Genomic DNA, 18317 nt, shown 5'->3' on the forward strand with positions numbered 1-18317 from the left:
GCCACGATTGACAGCCCTCACGACTTGTAGGAATTTAGCCGCCCGCAGGTAAGGGATATCTGCCGATGGCCACAAGATGGCCGTTGTTCACCACACAAAGGATTGTCTATGCAAGGTTCAAACACCGTCGCTCAACAGGTGTGCGGTCAGCTGGTGCACGAGCATCAGAACCCCCCACACATGAACATTGCCGAGCAAATCCTTGAATGCCTGTTTCGCCGTCGTAGCCTCGCCCCGGGGCAGGATCACGAACTGTCGTCGCAAGTGCTGGAACCCCATCTGACCAAGGTCATGCAAGCGGTCGAGAGCGGTCGCAAGGTCGAAATGGTCTTGCCAGCCTTTCCCGGCAAGTCGCCCAGCCGCAAGAAAACCCTCAGCCATCTGCCTGATCTTGCGGAACATCATGCAATCGACGAGTTACATCGCCTGTGCAAGGAGATCCAGGAGATCTACGCACCGGGAGCGCTGATTCATATCTGCTCCGATGGCTATGTGTTCTCTGACTTGGTGCATGTTCCCGATGCGGACGTTAAGGCCTACACCGACGCTATCCAGGACTACGCCGAACAGCACTATCCCGGCACGTTCGCCCATTTCGACCTCCAGGATGCCTACCCACAGCTGGATTGTCTGGACGCCATGCGTGAAGAGATGATGATCGAGCACGGTCAGTCATTGATCTTGTTGCAGCAGCGCTTCAAGGATGATCCGCACATGATGTTGATGTACTGCGGCATCCATCGCTTTCTTTCCGAGGATTACTCGGGACTGAAAGTATTCGCTGGCATGAGCCTCAACGCAGTGAAGAAGGTCGCCAAACCGGCCTCGCAGCGGGTGATCCAGCGCAGTGAAGCCTGGGGGGCGCTGTTGCAGGCGCGTTACCCGCATTGCCTGCGCTTGTCGATTCACCCGCAGTTGGCGGTCTCGACGAAGATCGGTATCCGGTTGGTGCCAACCAGTGACCTGTGGCGTACGCCCTGGCATTCGGTGGCCATCAAGCGACGGGGTGTGGTCACCCTCGAAAAACGCAGCAATGTCGATGAGCGCTATCACCGCCTGGTGTTCCGCAAGGGGCGTCCTTGTCACTACGCCAGTGCTCAATGATGACGTCTCGGTTACGGGTCGAAGCCGTACTCTTCGATTTGGACGGGACTCTGGTCGACACCTTGCCCGACATCACCTGGTGCTTGAACCAAGTGCTGTTCGAACACGGTTGCCCGGCGCTGACCACGGAAATAGTGTGCGGGTATATCGGCGGCGGCACCACGGCGATGATCGAGCGAGTTGCCACGCAGTTTGGTGTCGCTGATGCGCTCGCCATGCACCAGCGCTATGTAGCGCTCTACCAAAACAACCTGGTTCAATTTTCCCGGCCATTCAGCGGCGTATTGGAATTGCTCGAAGGCTGTCGCCGGTTGGAAGTGCCGCTAGCTATCGTCACCAACAAGGCTGACAAAATGGCCCGGCAAGTCGCCGATGCACTGCTTCCACAGAATACCTTCGGGACGATTCTGGGGCATCGCGCGGGCAGGGCGCTCAAGCCTCAGCCGGATGTGGCATGGGAAGCCGCCCGGCGGTTGTCGGTTGATCCGCACCACTGCTTGTTCGTCGGTGACACGGAGATCGATCTGCAAACCGCGCGTGCCGCAGGCATGCACTCGGCGGCGGTCACTTGGGGCTATGGCCTGACACCAGACTTGCAGGCCCAGGCCCCGAACTTCTGCTGTGAACACCCGGCCGAATTGCTGCGCATTTTGCAGCAAGCCTGCGGGGCTGCGCATGCGTTCACCGGGCATGGCGACACCGTTAAATCCTATTGATACACACACACCCTCAAGGAAATTGTTCTATGGAACATAGAGATGCCTGGATCGCTGCCGTCAGCGATTTGCTGGCCGGTTATCTGCTCAAAGGCACGGATGATTGTTTCGACACACAAGGCAGGGCGCATCTGGCGCTTCGATTGGGGCACTGCTTCGATCAGGGCCTGCCAGTGCGTCTGGTTTTGCCAGGCTTTCCCTGCAAGTCGCCAAACGCCAGCGACCAGACCTTCGGTGTGCTGCCGGACTACGGCGAGGTCATGGCCATCGAGCGCCTCGACCAACTCGGCCAAGCCATCGCCGCGTTGCACGCACCGGGCTGCGTGGTGTCGATCCTCAGCGACGGCACGACCTTCAATGACATCGTCGGCGTGGCCGACGACGTTCGCGCCGCTTACAACCGGGCGTTGCGTGAACTGTGCACCACCCACACGATTGAGTGGGTCAGCATGGAAGACCTGTTTCCCCAGGCCCAAAGTGCCGAGTCGGTTCGCGCCAGCCTGATCAAGCAGGCCCGTCTACCGTGGAAAAACCTTGGCGACCTGATCGAGCAGAGCCGGCACGATGAATCCCTCAGCCGCGCGCATGACAACCTCTGCAGTCACCTCTACAACGACCTGCGTCTGTGCCGCGAAGACGGGCAGAGCGAGGACGAGTACCTGCAACAAATCAATTTCAAAGCCTACCAAATGATGTATCGCGGGCAGGCATTGAACGCGGCGGTGGACCGTTTCTTCGGCGATGACATTCGCTTGTCGGTCCATCAATACAACAATGCCGGCCCCAAATTCACCTTCGGTCTGGCCGAAGGGCTGACCCGCGCGGACAGCCCCTGGCATACCGTACCGGTGTGCAACCTGGATGGCAGCCAAACCCTCCGCGCCCGCGCCCAGGTCGACCTCGACCACCATGTGCTGGTCACCTATGAAGGGCGGCCATGGCTCTACCACCAAACAGAAAACCCGCAGGCCCAAGGCTTCGAGTACGAACTGCAAAAACTTCCGCTGTTTGGCCTGGTGGTGCGAGACCCGTTGGGGCTGGGTTTCGAACGACTGTCCACCGGCCTGCTGGAAGCTCTGGTGGAAACCTTCGGTTTCGTCTGCCTCAAAGGCTGTCGTTTCGACGACCAGGATAGCTTTGCTCGCAGCTGCGAACGCTTCGGCACGCTCTACGAATGGGCCTTCGGTGCCGTCCACGTGGTCAAGCCTGCGGACAAACCCCAAGGCGTGGTGCACTCGCTGGAGAAAACACCGTTGCACTGGGACCTGAACATGCTGCCCGACAGCGACGCACAAGTTCAACGCAACCCGAAATTCTGCGCCAGCAAATTCATGCTGTACTGCAAGACCGCGCCGCAGCCGGGCGAGGGTCAGACCACCATCGTCGACAGCCGTAACGTACTGCGCAAAGTCGGGCAGCAAGTCGCCCGACAATGGCAGGGCGTGAACATCACCTACTACACCAAAATGACCTACTTCGGCGGCTCGCCGCGCATGTACAGCCTGGTGGACCACCACCCCCGCAGCGGCGAGCTTATCCTGCGCTACCAAGAGGGCACCGACTCGACATTGCAGACCTTGAGCCAGTCAGTGCAGGACCATGACGAGCAGGCTCAACAGGCGTTGCTGGAGCAGGTCAATGCGCTGGTTTATGCCCCGGAGTGTTTGATTGCTCATCAATGGAGTGAGGGGGATCTGGTGCTGATCGATAACTATCGGACGCTGCATGGGCGGCTGCCGATGTCGGCGGGTTCTTCGTCGCGGGAGTTGTGGCGGGTGCAGGTTTACTGATTGTTGTTGTCAGAGTCGGTGCAGGAAGCAGAAAAACCGCAGTAATGCGGTTTTTCTACGACTGAAATTTAATCACTGCCCCTTGGGCGTATCAAACCCTCGCTGCTCAATCACCCGAAACACATCACTCACATCCTGAACCAGGATCCGCGCGATATTGGTGACTGTGTTGATGTCGTTCTCGGCGTAGTCGGGGAGGCTGGTACAGGCCATCAGGTTCAGGTATTTGAGGACGGCATTGAGGCGCTCGCTGAGGCAGCTGTGGAGTTCGCGCAGTGGGGCGTCGGCGTCGATGAGGAGGACGGGGTGGTCGGTGGCGAAATGGGACATGGGGGTGTAGTGGCGGAGCGGGTTTTGCGTCGTCATGGTGTTAATCCTAATAAAAGTAGAATTGCCACCGTTCTGCTGCGAAACAAAATGGGTGGCAGCTATGCGCGGGTTCGCAGACCGGAGGATTAACACCAAGACCCGGCAGACCCGAAGGTCTCCCACGCACAACCGCCATAAAGTGATGCTCAGCCGGGAGCCGACCGTGCTTGACGGAACAAGGTGTCAATCTTAAGGGCTGCGAAACCCTATCGCCAACCGATGTCAGCGACAGCCCCACTCTAGGCAGCGATTTTGATAGCCGCAACCGGGGTGTAGGACGCTCGGATGGTCATTTCGCAAAGTGGCTTTTCCCCACGCTGTGGCGCAAATGCAGTAAAACCGGGCATCGCAGTGTGTCTGAGGAAACGGGCTAGCAGGGTTTGGGGTTGCTTCGCAGCCCAGCGAGAGCAAGCTCCCTCGCCACAAAAGGCAAATTCCTACATATTTTGCAGACTTCAAAATCCTGACCGCGACGTCACGGCATTTAACCCGAGGAGAATCCCATGAGTCAGTCACTGGAACGCGCCATTGCCATCGCCGCCGCGGCGCATGAGGGGCAGGTGGACAAGGGCGGGGCGCCTTACATCCTGCATCCGCTGAAAGTCATGCTGCGGGTGAACACGCTGGAAGAGCGCATCGTCGCGGTACTGCATGACGTGGTCGAGGACTGCGGTGTCAGCCTCGACGAGCTGCGCAAGGAAGGCTTCAGCGAAGCAGTGCTGACGGCGATTGCGTCGGTGACCAAGGTGCCGGGCGAGTCTTATGAGGCGTTCGTCGAGCGCGCGGCGCAGAACCCGATCGGGCGGGTGGTGAAGCTGGCGGATCTGGAAGAGAACAGCGACTTGTCGCGGATTGCCCAGCCGTCCTGGGAGGATCTGGAGCGCGTTGAGAAGTATCGGCGGGCGATGGGGGTGTTGCGTTCGTAGCGGGTGTTGCCAACGCGTCGCCGGCGCGAGTGCCGACCATTCCGGGATTTACGGAGGGTGTACCCGCCAGGAACAACAAAGCCCCGATTATTCGGGGCTTTGTTGCTTGGGTATGCACAGTTCTCAGATCGTTACCGCACGCCGTCCGGCGTTAATTAGTGATTTTATTGCTGAAACTTCCAGGATGAGCTCGAAAGGCGACTTAATGTCGGACCCGGCAAAGGCAAAGCGGGCGGGTTAAAGCCACCATCAGCACTGCCGATAACTTCGACTACGAATCCGCAAATCGCGCCTACATCAATAATGACTGAGCCTACGACCAAGGTCCTCTGCTGGCCGGCCGCCTCATTTAAGGAAAAGTGACTGTGATCATTGGTATCGACCTGGGCACCACCAACAGCCTTGTGGCTGCCTGGGATGGCGAACATGCCCGGCTACTCCCCAATGCGTTGGGCAACCTCCTTACACCCAGCGTCGTTGGCCTCGACGACCACGGCCAACTGATCGCCGGGGATATTGCCTGCGAACGGCTGCACACCCACCCCCACCTCACCACATCTCTGTTCAAGCGCTATATGGGGAGCGCCCGTGAAACGCAGCTGGGCGGGCGCGCCTATCGAGCGGAAGAACTCTCGGCGATGCTACTGCGTAGTCTCAAGGCCGACGCCGAGCGCGCCTTAGGCGGGCCCGTTCACGAAGCAGTGATCAGCGTGCCCGCGTATTTCAGTGATGCCCAGCGCAAGGCCACGCGTATTGCCGGCGAACTGGCCGGGCTGAAAATTGAAAGGCTGATCAACGAACCCACCGCTGCAGCCTTGGCCTATGGCCTGCAACAGCGAAACGAAGCGACCTTTCTGGTGTTCGACCTTGGGGGTGGCACCTTTGACGTGTCCATCCTCGAGCTGTTCGAAGGCGTTATGGAAGTGCGCGCCAGCGCGGGGGACAATTTCCTTGGGGGTGAAGATTTCGATGACCGGCTCGTGGAGCATTTCATCGCCAAAATCGGTGCCGCTGACCTGCCAGACACGGCCCACCCTGCCATAGCACAGCGGTTGCGGCGTGAGGCACAACGGGTTCGTCATGCCTTGGGGCAGGCGCAAGTCACGAGCTTTATCCTTCGCGAGCAAACGCGTGAATGGAGTCTTGAACTGACCCAGAGCGACCTGGCGGACATCGTCCGGCCTCTGCTGGACCGCCTGCGAGCCCCGATCGAGCGCGCGTTGCGCGACGCCCGGATCAAGGTGGCTGACCTGAACGAAATATTATTGGTGGGCGGCACCACGCGCATGCCGTTGGTGCGAAAGCTGGTCGCGGCCCTGTTCGGGCGAATCCCGGCGATGCAGCTCAACCCGGATGAGGTAGTTGCGCAGGGGGCGGCTATCCAGGCGGCGCTACAGGCGCGCCATGCCTCCCTCGAAGAAGTGGTACTTACCGACGTATGCCCCTATACCTTGGGAATCGAGACCTCGGTGCAGCTAGGCGCCGGTTACCAAAGCGGCCACTACTTGCCAATTATCGAGCGCAATACAGTGGTGCCGGTGAGCCGCTCCCGTAACGTGTCCACCCTCAGTGATAACCAGAAAGTAGTCAGGCTAGGTATCTACCAAGGCGAAAGCCGGTTGGTGGCCAACAATATTTTCCTGGGTGAACTGGAAATCCCCGTACCACCGCGCAAAGCCGGTGAGGTAACGCTGGACATACGCTTCACCTACGACAATAACGGTTTGCTCGAAGCCCAGGTGCATTTGCCAATTAATGACGAAACCCATCGGCTGGTCATCGAGAACAACCCCGGGGTATTGGCTCCTGAAGAAATCGCCCAACGGTTGGCGGCCCTCGAAGCACTGAAAGTGCACCCGCGCGACCAGCAGATCAATACCTTGCTGCTGGCCCGGCTGGACCGCTTGTATCAGGAAAGCCTGGGCGATGGCCGGGAACGTATTGCCGGGCTGGCGAACCATTTTCAGCAAATGCTCGACACCCAGGATGAACGCCTGATACGCGAAGCCCGTGGCGACATTACCCAGCGTCTTGCCCATTTCGAGCGGGAGGGTTGAGTCACCATGAGCCATTGGAAAGTGCTGGACCTTACCCCGGACGCGGACGAACGCAGCATCAAACGCGCCTATGCGCGGCTGCTGAAAATCCACCGCCCAGACGAAAACCCCAATCAGTTCCAGCGCCTTCGGGAAGCCTATGAAGCTTCGCTGGCCGAGTCCCGCTGGCGCGCGCAGATTGATGAGGAAGACGTTAATTCCCCGTTAACCGCAAGCGCATCAACCCCGGAATACCATCCGCCCGCGCAAGCCCCTACGTGGGTAATCCCTCAGGATAGCGTCGACACTCCAACCGCCATCAGTCCTCCGGAACCGTCCCTGGAACAGATGCAGCAGTGGCTGGCCGAGGGTAAAGAGCGCCAAGTGCGGGAAGCGCTGTGCCTTTGGCTGGCGAGCGACTGGCTATTGCCCTTCGAGCGCCGCCAGCAGTTCGAGCAAAGCATATTGGATTGGCTCGAGTCCGCCGAAAAATGGTCGCCAGCCTTTTTCGATGGTGTGTGTCAGGTCATGGGTTGGAACGAAACCCAAGGCGATCTGCCGTGCGAGTACTGGCGCTGGGACAGACTGATCCGGCGGTGCGAGGCGCAAGCTTTTGCAGAGACCCTACGCGGCGATCTGGCCAGATTCGACGCCGATAAAATCCATGGGCAGGCAGCCGCCATGCTGTTCAAACCCATGACTGACCGCCGCCGGCGTGAAATGGCCGACTGCTTTAGCAACCTCGACTGGCAACGCTTTGCAGAGCTCGCCCAAGCCATTGAATATCAATACCCCGAAGTGCCCCAGCGTCTTGGGCTGCAACCACTCGACAACTGGCGGGATTGGTTGCCGGCCACAAACTATCGAGGGGTTTACCTTTTCCTATGGATGGCGCTGTGTGCTGTTCTTATGGCTTCGGTGCTTACCGGGCCTACGAAGAAAGAAGCGTTCGGCATGGTCATCATGCCACTGATAATGCCGGTATTGATCTGGATGGGCATGAAGGTTTACCACGTTTGGGCCATGGTAGCCGTGGTAGCGGGGCCGTTGGATGTGTTGCTTAGCCGATTGTTACTCCCGCGCCGTTGGTACCGACAAGGCGCTGGGCTCTTGTTGCTCCGCCACATACTCCCCAGTGCAGTGCCCGCAGCCCTGGCGTGCGCATGGTCCGGTGGTGTCCTGTGGCTGCGATGGGTAAGCCCGGTGGTGGTGTTCCTCGGTACGATTTACTTCACAAATGTGGCCCTGAGCGGCGGTAGGGTCTCGATGTGGGCTCGGGCACTACGAGCACTTAAACTGAAGGCCGGGCAACTGCCTTGGCACATGCTGCAACGCGAAGGCCTCGTTGTCGTGATTGCAGTGGCCGTGATGGCGGCTACAGTCTATTTCCGTATGAAAACTGTTGTTTAGCGGACAACACGCAATTTACTGGGCTGTGGATGAAGAGAAGGAGATGAGTGGGGACAGATCCCTCAGGGGCGGATTTATTTGTTTGGTTCGTGCGATGGTTGGAAAATAAATTCGTCCCCTTTTCCCTCTGGTGAAGGCCAGGGTTGGATAGTGGTTTCCGAGCGCAGGAGAGGAGCGCGCCAAGGCTGGCCGCCCCTTCACGGCTTCACACACTGGGCCGGCAAAAAAATAGCGCTTTTGCTCGCCTGTTACGTTCATAGTCAGGTCGAGGAGAACAGCATGAAATCCCGGATCATTGGATTGCGAGTGGCCGGTACCGTCTACGCACTGATGGCCTTGGCGCAACTGGGGCGCCTGATTATTCGCCCCGAGGTTCTCGTTAATGGGTATCCCATGCCCCTGTGGCCAAGCGTGCTCGCCTTGATATTGCTCGTGGTGTTGAGCATCTGGATGTGGTCGCTCACACAGTCGCGAGCAGAGTGAGGCTGACTCATCCAGGCCAAACCGCTTCTTGGGCCACTTCGGTGTGATGCTGATGCAGTCATGCTGCGGGTGAGCACTCTGGATGATGGACTGGGTGTTCCAGGTAGAAACGACAAAGCCCCGATTATTCGGGGCTTTGTCGTTTGGGTATGCGCAGTTCTCAGATCGTTACCGCACGCTATCCGGCGTTATTGTCTGGCCTGCGGTGACTACGGGTTCTGCGCAATGTGTTTTGGTCCCGCCATGGCCCACCCTATCAGCCCGAACAGCGGCACAAACACGATCACCACGATCCACACCAGTTTGTTGCTCGATTTGCCCTCGGCTTTACGTACCCTGTTGATCGCCCACAACTCGATCAGCAAAAGCACTGCCGCGAGCACGATCCAGATCGTTTCGATTTGCATGAGTCACCTCCTGATATTCATTCAGTTAGGTGAGTGGTGATGGGCGGGGTTCATTAAATTTCGGGGGGAGTGGGGGGAATGGCCGCCGAGTGAGCCGAACTGGGCGCGGCTCTGGATCATTTGTGGAATGCCGATTTCGGGGATGGATAAATTAGTAAGTTTGTTGCTTCAAACCTTAAAAAATATATGCCCGTGGTTTGGGTGTGTCGGGTATGTTCAGCCTTGATCCTGAGCGTTCTCGGAGACTCCGTAATGCCTGGTTTTGCCGAGCCTGGCGAATAACCTGTGGTGAGCGGGCTTGCCCCCTCGCCACAGAGTTGTGCATCGACTGACTCCTGTAGGAGCCTGCGATCTTTTGATTTTGATGTGTTGTGTCTGGAGGTCCCCATGGCCGCTTACAACCTGCGACAGCTTCGATATTTCGTCACCACCGCCGACTGCGGCAGCGTGGCGGAGGCTTCGCGCAAGCTTTATATCGCGCAGCCGTCGGTGTCGACGGCGATCAAGCACCTGGAAGAAAGTTTTGGCGTGCAGCTGTTTATCCGGCATCACGCCCAGGGTGTTTCGCTGACGCCGAGCGGGTCGCGGTTTTATCGCAAGGCGCTGGAGCTGCTGCGGGTCGCCCATGAGTTTGAGCAGAACGCGCTGGCGGACAACGACGTGGTCGCGGGGCAGATCGATATCGGTTGTTTTGAAACGGTGGCACCGCTGTACCTGCCGCGTTTGATCGCCGGTTTCAAAGAGCGTTGGCCAGGTGTGGAGATCCGCATTCGCGATGGCGAGCAGCAGGAACTGGTGCAGGCACTGACCGCCGGCAGCATCGACCTGGCGATGCTGTTCGAACACGATCTGGACAGCACGATTGAGACAGTGCCGCTGATGCCGCCGCAACAGCCTTACGCCTTGTTGCCGGCGGATCACCGCTTCGCGCAACAGGCGAAAGTGTCGCTGAATGACCTGGTGCTGGAGCCGATGATTCTGCTGGATGTGGTGCCGAGCCGGACCTACTTCGTGAGCATCTTTGAAGAGCGTGGGCTGACGCCACACATCGTGTTCAGCTCGCCTTCGATCGAGATGGTGCGGGGGATGGTCGGGCGCGGTTTTGGCTTTTCGATTCTGGTCACCAAACCGTTTTCCGAATACACCTATGACGGGCAGAAAGTCGTGTGCATACCGCTGGCCGAGACCGTGACCGGTTCGGGTTTGTCGGCGGCCTGGTTGAGAAGGGTGCAATTGACCAAGCCGGTACAGCTGTTCGTGGATTACTGCCAGGAAGAACTGGCCCGACTCTATACCTGAGCGTCGGGCCAATGATCAGCGGCTGATTGATAGCAGCATCCGTTGCAGCATTTGGTCGCAGCCGTTCAGTTGTTCGAGGCTGACAAACTCGTCCGGCTTATGCCCCTGATCCATGCTGCCCGGACCGCACACCACCGTCGCAATACCCGCCGCGTCAAACAGGCCGCCCTCGGTGCCGAACGCCACCGTACCGAATTCCCGCGAGCCGGAAAACGCGGCGATCAGCTCAGCGGCTTGGCTGTGCGCATCGGTTGCCAAACCGGGATAGGCCGACAACTCACTGAAGCGAATGTCACTCTGATCGCTCACGGCGCGCATGCGCGGCAATACTTGCTGCTCGGCGTAGGTCTTCAATTCTTGCGCGATCTCACTTGGATCGTGCGAGGGCAAGGCGCGGATTTCAAAGTCGAAGCGGCAATCGGCGGGGACGATGTTCAGGGCCTTGCCGCCGGAGATGACGCCGGTTTGCACGGTGCTGAACGGCGGATCGAAACGGGTGTCGTGATGCTCTGGCGCCTTGAGCCTGTGGCCAATCCGCCCCAGTTCACCGATCAGTTCAGCGGCGTATTCAATCGCATTGACCCCGAGCGGCGCGTACGCCGAATGGCAGGCTTCACCATGAATGTCGCAGCGCATCGCCAGCTTGCCCTTGTGGCCGAGCACCGGTTTGAGCTCGGTGGGCTCGCCAATGATGCAAAGCATCGGTTTGACCGGGCGCTGTTCCAGTGCTTTCAATAGCGAGCGGACCCCAAGGCAACCGACTTCTTCGTCGTAGGACAGCGCGATATGCACTGGCAGTCGCAGCGAGGCCTGCACCAGTGACGGCACCAGGGCGAGTACGCAGGCAATGTAGCCTTTCATGTCCGCGGTGCCGCGACCGTACAGGTTGCCGTCGCGTTCGGTGAGCTGGAACGGCGCGACGGTCCACGGCTGACCGTCGACGGGCACCACGTCGGTGTGTCCCGACAACACGATGCCCGGCTGATCCGCCGGGCCAATGGTGGCGAACAGATTGGCCTTGCTGCGCTCGTCGTTGTAAACCAGCTCGCAAGGCACATCGAAACTGGCGAGGTACTCGCGGACGAACTCGATCAGCTGCAGGTTTGATTCGCGGCTGGTGGTGTCGAACGCCACCAAGGCTTTCAGCAAATCGCGGCTGTGGCTCATCGGTCGTCTCCGGCGACACCGTAGCCTGGGGACTTGTCGGGGGCGAGGGCGCGGTCGATGTAGTCCTTGACCTGTGGGCGATAGGCGTCCCACAGCTTTTGCAATTGCGTGATCGGGTCGTGATCGGCCCAATCGACCCGCAGGTTGATGATCGGCCAGGTCAGTTCGCCGACCACCACCATCGCCGCCGAATGCACCGGCCCGGCTTCGCCACCCGTGGCGATGGCGGCGTTCATTGCAGCGAGCAAGCGGTCGGCCAGTTGCCCCTCGCCATGCTCGAATGCCTCGACCATGGCCGAGATCACGGCACGGTCCGCGAGCATGTTGCCGGCGGCCACGCATTGCTCGCCCGACACGGCGTTGTGGATGCCCAGGGTTTCTGAGCCGCTGAAATGCGCGGTGCGGCCGAGGTGGTCAATCGCTGTGATTTGTCGGTATTGGCTGTAGCCGTTGCGGGTCAACACCTGGTCCAGAGCCTCGGCAGGCGCGAGACCATGCTCCATGAGGGCCAGGGTTTCCGGGCCGAGGGACGGCAGGGTGATGTTTTGCGTGGAGACCGCGCCGACACCGGGCCGCAGCCAGGGGCAGCGGGCGCCGACGGCGATGCTTGAGGAACTGATGGCAATGCCGAACTGACCGGTTTCGGGGCAACGGGCGGTGATGGAGAAGGTCATGTTTTTGCTCCTTGTTCGGGCTTGGAGAAAGTGGTGTCTGTGATGGCGTCTTCGCGAGCAAGCCCGCTCCCACATTGAATCTTCAGTGGACACAAATTCGTGCACGACGCCGATTAAGTGTGGGAGCGGGCTTGCTCGCGAAAGCCGCGACTCGGTCTACCTGCTTACTCAGGAATCACCGCAATCACATCAATCTCCATCAACCACTGCGGCTGCCCCAGTGCCGACACCACCAACCCGGTGGAAATCGGAAACACGCCTTTAAGCCACTTGCCCACTTCCCGATAAACCGGCTCGCGGTAGCGCGGGTCGATCAGGTAAGTGGTGGTTTTGACGATGTGGCTGAGGTCGCTGCCGGCTTCTTCCAGTAATTGTTTGACGTTGCGCATGGCTTGCTCGGTTTGCGCACGCGGGTCACCGAGGCCCACCAGGTTGCCTTCGAAATCGGTACCGACCTGGCCGCGAACATAAACGGTATTGCCGGCCCGTACGGCCTGGCACAGGTCGTTGTCCAGGCTCTGGTTCGGGTAGGTTTCTTTGGTGTTGAACATGCGAATACGGGTATGGGTTGGCATGGACATCTGAGGCTCCTGAAAGAAAAAGGCTTACGCGCTGACAGTCGTTTTGTGGGCGGCCAGAGCGGTTTCAGCCTGGCGCTGCGCGGCGTCGTGGTATTCAAGGTATGAACGCTGAATGGCGATGTGGTCGGCCACGTACTTGGCGTCGTGCCAAACACCCCAGATGAACGAAGAGCCGCGACGGGACTGCCACGGCAGGCCGAGGAAATACACCCCAGGCTCGCTCGACACACCGCGCTGATGCTGCGGCTTGCCGTTGTCGTCGAAGGCATCGACCTTGAGCCAGCTGTAATCGGTGGCAAAACCGGTGGCCCAGATGATCGAAGACACGCCGGCCTTGGTCAGGTCGAGCTCAAGAATCGGGTGGGTCACGCAGTCCGGATCGGGGAAGGTATGCCGCGCTTCAGGTTCTTGTGGCAGGTCCAGGCCATTGCGTTCGATGTAGGCGTCGGCGGCATTGAGCAGCGCCAGGTAGTTCTCGTCGCCGCGGGCCAGGTTCTCCGCAAGGTTGGGCTGGAACGTTACTACGCTGCCATTGAACGATTGGGTCAGCCCCACCAGTGTCATCCCGCGATGGGCCAGCCCACGAAAGTCCACGGTACGGCCGCCATAGGCACCGCTGACGGCAATGGTCACGTGCTCCCGGCCGGGCTTCATTGCCGCCTGATCCCACTCGCCGAGCACCCCCAGCCACCAGCAGAAATCCCGGTTGCGGTAGGCGCGAGGAGGGCGATCGTGCGCTCCGACCGAGAGGTAAACCTGCTTGCCGGCACGCTGCAATTCATCGGCGATCTGCACCCCGGACGAGCCGGCACCCACCACCAGCACAGCGCCCTCGGGCAGTTGCTGCGGGTTGCGGTATTCGGCGGAATGGATCTGGGTGAATGGCTGATCTTTCGGGGCAATCGGCGGAATCACCGGGCGCTGGAACGGCCCGGTGGCGGCGACCACGCGATTGGCCTCGATCATGCCTTCGGAGGTTTCAATGGTGAAGCCCGGGCGACCGACATTGCGTTCGACCTTCTTGACGTCCACGCCGGTGCGGATGGGGGCGTTGAACTTCTTCGCGTAGGCTTCGAAATAATCCGCCACCCGCTCTTTCGGGGCGAAACCGTCGGGGCTCAGATCGTCGAATTCAAGACCCGGAAACCGATCGTGCCAGGCCGGGCCGTTGGCCACCAGCGAATCCCAACGACCGCTGCGCCAGCGCTCGGCGATACGGCTTCGCTCCAGCACCAGGTGAGGCACGCCGAGTTTACTCAGGTGCTCACTCATGGCCACGCCAGCCTGACCGGCGCCCACGATCAGCGTATCTGTTTTTGTTTTTTCAGTGGTCATGTCTTTACCCTTCGAAGTTGGAATCAGGTCGGTTGTGGCCTGCCATTTCTTGGGTCAAGACTAGGGATCACCCCTGGATCGGTAAAATATTATAAAGCTGGCATTTGAATACAAATTACCGATGCAGGGCTGCGATGTTCTGGCGGTGTTGGAGGTGGTACGGAGGTCCGCTTGCGGCGTTAGTATTTTTCCATTTACCGAGCTTTCCCCTTGAAAACAATCAGTCTAAAAATCCCGACCCAAGCCTCGAACGGTTTGCTATTCTGAGGTTGTAGGTGAAGACGCAGACTGATGCGCAAAGGGATAGCGAGGAGGTGTGGGGCGCGCTCCCAAGGGTACACGGTTAGAAAGATCTCCGCGCTGAGATCCAGCCCTTATGCCGTGTGAGGCAGAACAGCCTAAAGCTAAAAATCCTGTTCTGTGAGAGGCCCGATAAATCTCGTAAGCCAGAGACCAGCACTGGCCACCTACATCGATTTCCAAAGCCCGCCTTGTGCGGGCTTTTTCGTGTTCGCGGGTGGCCGATCCGTTCTACACCGCGCGTGCTTTTGCGGATGAGACCTGTACAACGGTTTCGTCGCGCTCTGCCTGCCCGATATGAGCCGCAAAGCCGGATTGACCCGCAGCAATCCCATCACGCAACGTGAGTTGCGGAATGTCATACGCCCCTGAGTTCTGCGCCCGGAAAGCAATCGGTGCGGTTTTCTCGAGGTCATCGAGCCGTTGACCGAGCGCCTCACAGGTCGCTGAAAATCTCGCCTCATCCATTCGGCTGGTCCGATAGATCAAAAACGGAGGCAGCACGTCGAAGCCGGGGTAAAACAGTACGCCATGCTGGATGGGGAATAGCACATCGTCGATCGGCCCATTGATGCCCCGGGGGCTGTAATGCGACTCCCAGCCACCGGTGGTGACGATCAGCATCGCCCGTTTACCCGCCAGCGTGCCTTCCCCGTAACGATCGCCCCAGCGCGCATCGGAGTGTTCTCCTACGCCGTAGGCAAACCCATAGGCGTAGACGCGTTCCACCCAGCCTTTGAGAATCGCCGGCATCGAGAACCACCACAGCGGAAACTGCAGAATGACGGTATCGGCCCAGAGCAGTTTTTCCTGTTCGAGGACGATGTCCTGTCGTTGCCAGCCTTCTTTGAAAGCGCGCCTGGAGTCCTGTGACGGATCGAACCGCGCGTCAGCCGGCCGGCCGAGACTGTCCTCGGCGTCCAGCGAAGCTTTCCAGTCCATCGCGTACAAATCGGAGACCTGCACCTGATGGCCGGCAGCCTCCAGACGTTTGACGGCAAAGTCCTTGAGCGATCCGTTCAACGATTTGGGTTCGGGGTGGGCATATACGAGTAGAACATTCATGGCTGAGTCTCCGGTGTCAGAAGCCAGCAGAATCAGGTCTTAGCCGGTATATTGGAAATGAATAACCAATATGCCAGGTATTGTCATGAATAATCTGCGGCGTCTGGACATCAATCTGCTGCTGACCCTCGATGTCCTGCTCTCGGAACACAACGTGACCCGTGCGGCGCAACGTCTGAATCTGTCGCAACCTTCGGTGAGCGTTCATCTCGCTAAATTGAGGGATATTTTCAACGATCCGCTGTTACTGCCGGGGCCACGGGGCATGCGGCCCACGGCCCGGGCCGATGAGTTGCGCGAGCCGTTGCGCCAGGCCCTGGAAGCCCTGGAGCGCGCGGTGTCGCCCGCCAGCCCTTTCAACCCGGCCGAGGCGCGGCAGACGTGGAGTGTCATGGCGTCGGACTACGGCGAGTCGACCATTATCTTGCCCGCATTGGCCGGGCTGCGTTCGGCGGCACCGGGTACGCGTCTGGCGGTGTTTGACCTGATGCCGTCACAACTGGCCAAACAAGCGGAGCAGGGGGCAATCGACCTGGCTTTTCATATCAGCGAGGGCGCTCCTGCGGGCTTGCGGCGTCGTGCATTGTTCACCGAGCGTTATGTGTTGGTGGGGCGTGCCGGCCATCCGTTGTTGAACAAGCGACCGACACTCGCGCAGTTCTGCGAACTCGACCATGTCATCGTGTCCCGGGATGGCGGAGGCTTTGAGGGTGTCACCGATCAGGCGCTTTCCCAGCTGGGCATGACGCGCCGGGTGGTGCTTTCGCTCCCGCATTTTCTGTTTGTCCCGTCGGTGGTGGAGAGCACCGACATGGTCGCGATGCTGCCGGCGCGCCTGGTTCGCGATACGCATGCGTTGGCGATGGTGGAGCCCCCGCTTGAAGTGCCGGGATACGAGATGTCGATGCTCTGGCCCGAGCGCGCTCATCGCGACCCGGCGCATCGGTGGTTGCGTGAGTTCATCGTGAATGCGCTGGGATAGGCATCAGGGAAGCGCAAATCCCTGTGGGAGCGGGCTTGCCCGCGAAGGCGGTGTGTCAGGCGACATCGATGCCGGATGTGCAACCGTCATCGCGGGCATCCCGCTCCCACAGGTTGCGCGCGGCCATGTCGGTTGTGTTGATTGAGGGACTTGGCTAATCTCGCACAAACACGCAAAAACAGGCATAACCATGCAAATCGAGCATTCCTCAGCCGAACTCCCCCAACTGCGCCGCCAAAAAATCCTGTTGATCCTCGAACGCGACGGCAAGGTCATGGCCTCCGAGCTGAGCCAGCATTTCGCCGTGTCAGAAGACACCATCCGCCGGGATCTTTCGGAGCTGGCCAGTGCCGGGCTGGTGCAGCGGGTGCATGGCGGGGCGCTGCCTCGGCCCAAGGACACGGGCAAGGACTACTTCACCCGGATCAGCGAAACCGATGAGGTGAAAACCCGGCTGGCGCAGCTCGCCGCAGGCCGGGTCAAGGATGGCCAGATCGTGATGTTCGACTCCGGGAGTACCACGCTGCAGATTGCCCGCTCACTGCCTTCGGACCTTGTCATCACAGCCATCACCGCATCGCCGATGATCGCGATCACTCTGGCCGAATACAAAGGCATCACGGTGATTTTGGCGGGTGGTCAGCTCAATCCCGCGACGATGTCTTCCAGCGGGCATGAAACCCTGCGGTTGATCGAGGGCATCAAGGCCGACCTGGTGTTCACCGGCGTCTGCGCCATTCATCCGGAAGTTGGCCTCAGCTCGCTGCATTTCGATGAAGTGCCGGTAAAGCAGGCGATGCTCGCCAGTGCCTCCCACGTGATTGCCGTGACCACCGCAGACAAACTGGGTGCCGTGGAGCCTTTCGTTGTTGCGCCTTGCAACCGCGTGCATACGCTGATCACCGAACGTCACCTGGCCTCCGGCAATGTCGAGGATTATCAAAAGCTGGGGATCGAGGTGGTGCAGGCAGACGCCTGAGCGTCATCGCGTCCGGCGCTGCATGGGTTACGCTGATAGCAACGACGGGAGGAATGCAGTCATGACTGAGCGTCATATAACCCACTCGGAAACGCTGTCGAACGGATGCTCGATTGAGGTCAAAGCCGAGATATTGAGAGACGGTTCACTGAAGATGTTCATGGGGGTCTATTGGCCGGACGGCTCGGTGATCGTTGAGGACAAACACCCCTCGCCGCATCTGCTGGACATGGAAGCGGCGATGGAATGGGCCATCGAAAAAGCCAAAACCATCGGTAACAGCCAGAGAACGCTATAAGGTAGGGCGTCAAGTGAATCATTGATCGGCCGGAAGGTCGTAACTATGGGTTTGAACGCTCTGCGATCGATTCGCCGCTAGCGTCACCTCATCCCCGTAGTTCTGACCTTTTAGGACGTTCAAATGAAGCGCACCGCGATAATGACCCTGGCCATTGCAAGTACTCTCCTGCTGGGAGGTTGCTTTCCTTACTGGGAAGAGGGAGACAGGTACGATCGGGATCACCGTGAATACCGTCGCGACCATGACCGTGGCTATGATTACCGTGATGATCGAGGGTATGACCGGGATTATGATCGTCGTGATGATCGCCGTCGGCACCGCGACCGCGACCGTGACGACCAAGACGACGATTGACCTGTTCCTGCCCAGCTTCAGAGCGGCCATCACCGCTCT

At 59.4% G+C, this 18317-nt stretch carries 18 protein-coding genes and 1 pseudogene; 12 read left to right on the plus strand and 7 right to left on the minus strand.

The window, feature by feature from the left end:
- The first annotated feature begins 108 nt into the window (after positions 1-108).
- From PSH64_RS11030 to PSH64_RS11040, 3 genes are read left to right on the plus strand one after another with little or no spacing between them, the layout of a single operon-like run.
- Entirely contained in the window at positions 109-1104 is a 996-nt protein-coding gene (locus PSH64_RS11030) for an isocyanide synthase family protein (protein ID WP_105345749.1), read from the plus strand.
- Complete coding sequence (locus PSH64_RS11035; protein ID WP_105345774.1) at positions 1104-1820, plus strand: HAD family hydrolase; 717 nt, start codon at positions 1104-1106, stop codon at positions 1818-1820. Before PSH64_RS11030 ends, PSH64_RS11035 begins: the two co-directional genes overlap by 1 nt.
- 29 nt (positions 1821-1849) lie before the next feature.
- The gene (locus tag PSH64_RS11040) at positions 1850-3610 is read left to right on the plus strand and encodes an L-tyrosine/L-tryptophan isonitrile synthase family protein (RefSeq protein ID WP_305480667.1); all 1761 of its coding nucleotides are present in this window, start codon (positions 1850-1852) and stop codon (positions 3608-3610) included.
- A 72-nt stretch (positions 3611-3682) separates the two neighbouring features.
- Here PSH64_RS11040 and PSH64_RS11045 read toward each other — a convergent pair whose 3' ends face one another.
- A complete protein-coding gene (locus tag PSH64_RS11045; RefSeq protein ID WP_305480668.1) occupies positions 3683-3976 on the minus strand; it encodes a fructose-bisphosphate aldolase in 294 nt (97 codons plus the stop codon).
- Between the two features lie 506 nt (positions 3977-4482).
- On the opposite strand from PSH64_RS11045, the gene PSH64_RS11050 reads away from it, so the two are divergent.
- The 4 genes from PSH64_RS11050 (at position 4483) to PSH64_RS11065 (ending at position 8834) form a co-directional block, all read left to right on the plus strand.
- Complete coding sequence (locus PSH64_RS11050) at positions 4483-4905, plus strand: HD domain-containing protein (RefSeq protein WP_305480669.1); 423 nt, start codon at positions 4483-4485, stop codon at positions 4903-4905.
- Between the two features lie 365 nt (positions 4906-5270).
- Positions 5271-6962 (plus strand): Hsp70 family protein, encoded by a 1692-nt coding sequence (locus PSH64_RS11055; RefSeq protein WP_086946171.1) that lies wholly within the window; start codon positions 5271-5273, stop codon positions 6960-6962.
- 6 nt (positions 6963-6968) lie between these two features.
- Positions 6969-8351 (plus strand): J domain-containing protein, encoded by a 1383-nt coding sequence (locus tag PSH64_RS11060; RefSeq protein WP_305480670.1) that lies wholly within the window; start codon positions 6969-6971, stop codon positions 8349-8351.
- 279 nt (positions 8352-8630) lie between these two features.
- Positions 8631-8834 carry a hypothetical protein gene (locus PSH64_RS11065; protein WP_064618454.1) on the plus strand — a complete coding sequence of 68 codons (204 nt, stop codon included), beginning with the start codon at positions 8631-8633 and terminating at the stop codon, positions 8832-8834.
- A 209-nt stretch (positions 8835-9043) separates the two neighbouring features.
- Here the strand turns inward: PSH64_RS11065 and PSH64_RS11070 are convergent, their stop codons facing one another.
- Positions 9044-9241 (minus strand): PLDc N-terminal domain-containing protein, encoded by a 198-nt coding sequence (locus tag PSH64_RS11070; protein WP_064618452.1) that lies wholly within the window; start codon positions 9239-9241, stop codon positions 9044-9046.
- Positions 9242-9628: 387 nt separating this feature from the next.
- Between PSH64_RS11070 and PSH64_RS11075 the strand changes: the two genes are divergently transcribed.
- Positions 9629-10540 (plus strand): LysR family transcriptional regulator, encoded by a 912-nt coding sequence (locus PSH64_RS11075; RefSeq protein WP_105345738.1) that lies wholly within the window; start codon positions 9629-9631, stop codon positions 10538-10540.
- A 15-nt stretch (positions 10541-10555) separates the two neighbouring features.
- On the opposite strand, the gene argE is transcribed toward PSH64_RS11075, so the two are convergent.
- The 5 genes and pseudogenes from argE to PSH64_RS11100 form a co-directional block, all read right to left on the minus strand.
- Positions 10556-11707 carry an acetylornithine deacetylase gene (argE, locus tag PSH64_RS11080; RefSeq protein ID WP_305480671.1) on the minus strand — a complete coding sequence of 384 codons (1152 nt, stop codon included), beginning with the start codon at positions 11705-11707 and terminating at the stop codon, positions 10556-10558.
- On the minus strand, positions 11704-12381 hold the full coding sequence (locus tag PSH64_RS11085; RefSeq protein WP_305480672.1) for a DUF1028 domain-containing protein: 678 nt from the start codon (positions 12379-12381) through the stop codon (positions 11704-11706). Before PSH64_RS11085 ends, argE begins: the two co-directional genes overlap by 4 nt.
- Before the next feature lie 164 nt (positions 12382-12545).
- The gene (locus tag PSH64_RS11090) at positions 12546-12956 is read right to left on the minus strand and encodes a RidA family protein (RefSeq protein ID WP_105345771.1); all 411 of its coding nucleotides are present in this window, start codon (positions 12954-12956) and stop codon (positions 12546-12548) included.
- Positions 12957-12984: 28 nt separating this feature from the next.
- Positions 12985-14297, minus strand: a pseudogene (locus PSH64_RS11095) (flavin-containing monooxygenase); the annotation flags it as partial.
- 531 nt (positions 14298-14828) lie between these two features.
- Positions 14829-15662: an NAD(P)H-dependent oxidoreductase gene (locus PSH64_RS11100; RefSeq protein ID WP_305480674.1), complete on the minus strand. Its 834-nt coding sequence runs from the start codon at positions 15660-15662 to the stop codon at positions 14829-14831.
- A gap of 85 nt (positions 15663-15747) precedes the next feature.
- Between PSH64_RS11100 and PSH64_RS11105 the strand changes: the two genes are divergently transcribed.
- The 4 genes from PSH64_RS11105 to PSH64_RS30420 all read left to right on the plus strand — a co-directional run bounded on the left by PSH64_RS11105 (position 15748) and on the right by PSH64_RS30420 (position 18278).
- Entirely contained in the window at positions 15748-16644 is an 897-nt protein-coding gene (locus PSH64_RS11105) for a LysR family transcriptional regulator (RefSeq protein WP_105345764.1), read from the plus strand.
- Positions 16645-16834: 190 nt separating this feature from the next.
- The gene (locus tag PSH64_RS11110; protein WP_305480675.1) at positions 16835-17623 is read left to right on the plus strand and encodes a DeoR/GlpR family DNA-binding transcription regulator; all 789 of its coding nucleotides are present in this window, start codon (positions 16835-16837) and stop codon (positions 17621-17623) included.
- Positions 17624-17684: 61 nt separating this feature from the next.
- Entirely contained in the window at positions 17685-17921 is a 237-nt protein-coding gene (locus tag PSH64_RS11115) for a hypothetical protein (RefSeq protein WP_305480676.1), read from the plus strand.
- Positions 17922-18044: 123 nt separating this feature from the next.
- Entirely contained in the window at positions 18045-18278 is a 234-nt protein-coding gene (locus PSH64_RS30420; RefSeq protein ID WP_105345723.1) for a hypothetical protein, read from the plus strand.
- Positions 18279-18317: the final 39 nt, after the last annotated feature.

The sequence above is a fragment of the Pseudomonas sp. FP1742 genome (assembly GCF_030687145.1).
Lineage (GTDB): Bacteria > Pseudomonadota > Gammaproteobacteria > Pseudomonadales > Pseudomonadaceae > Aquipseudomonas > Aquipseudomonas frederiksbergensis_D.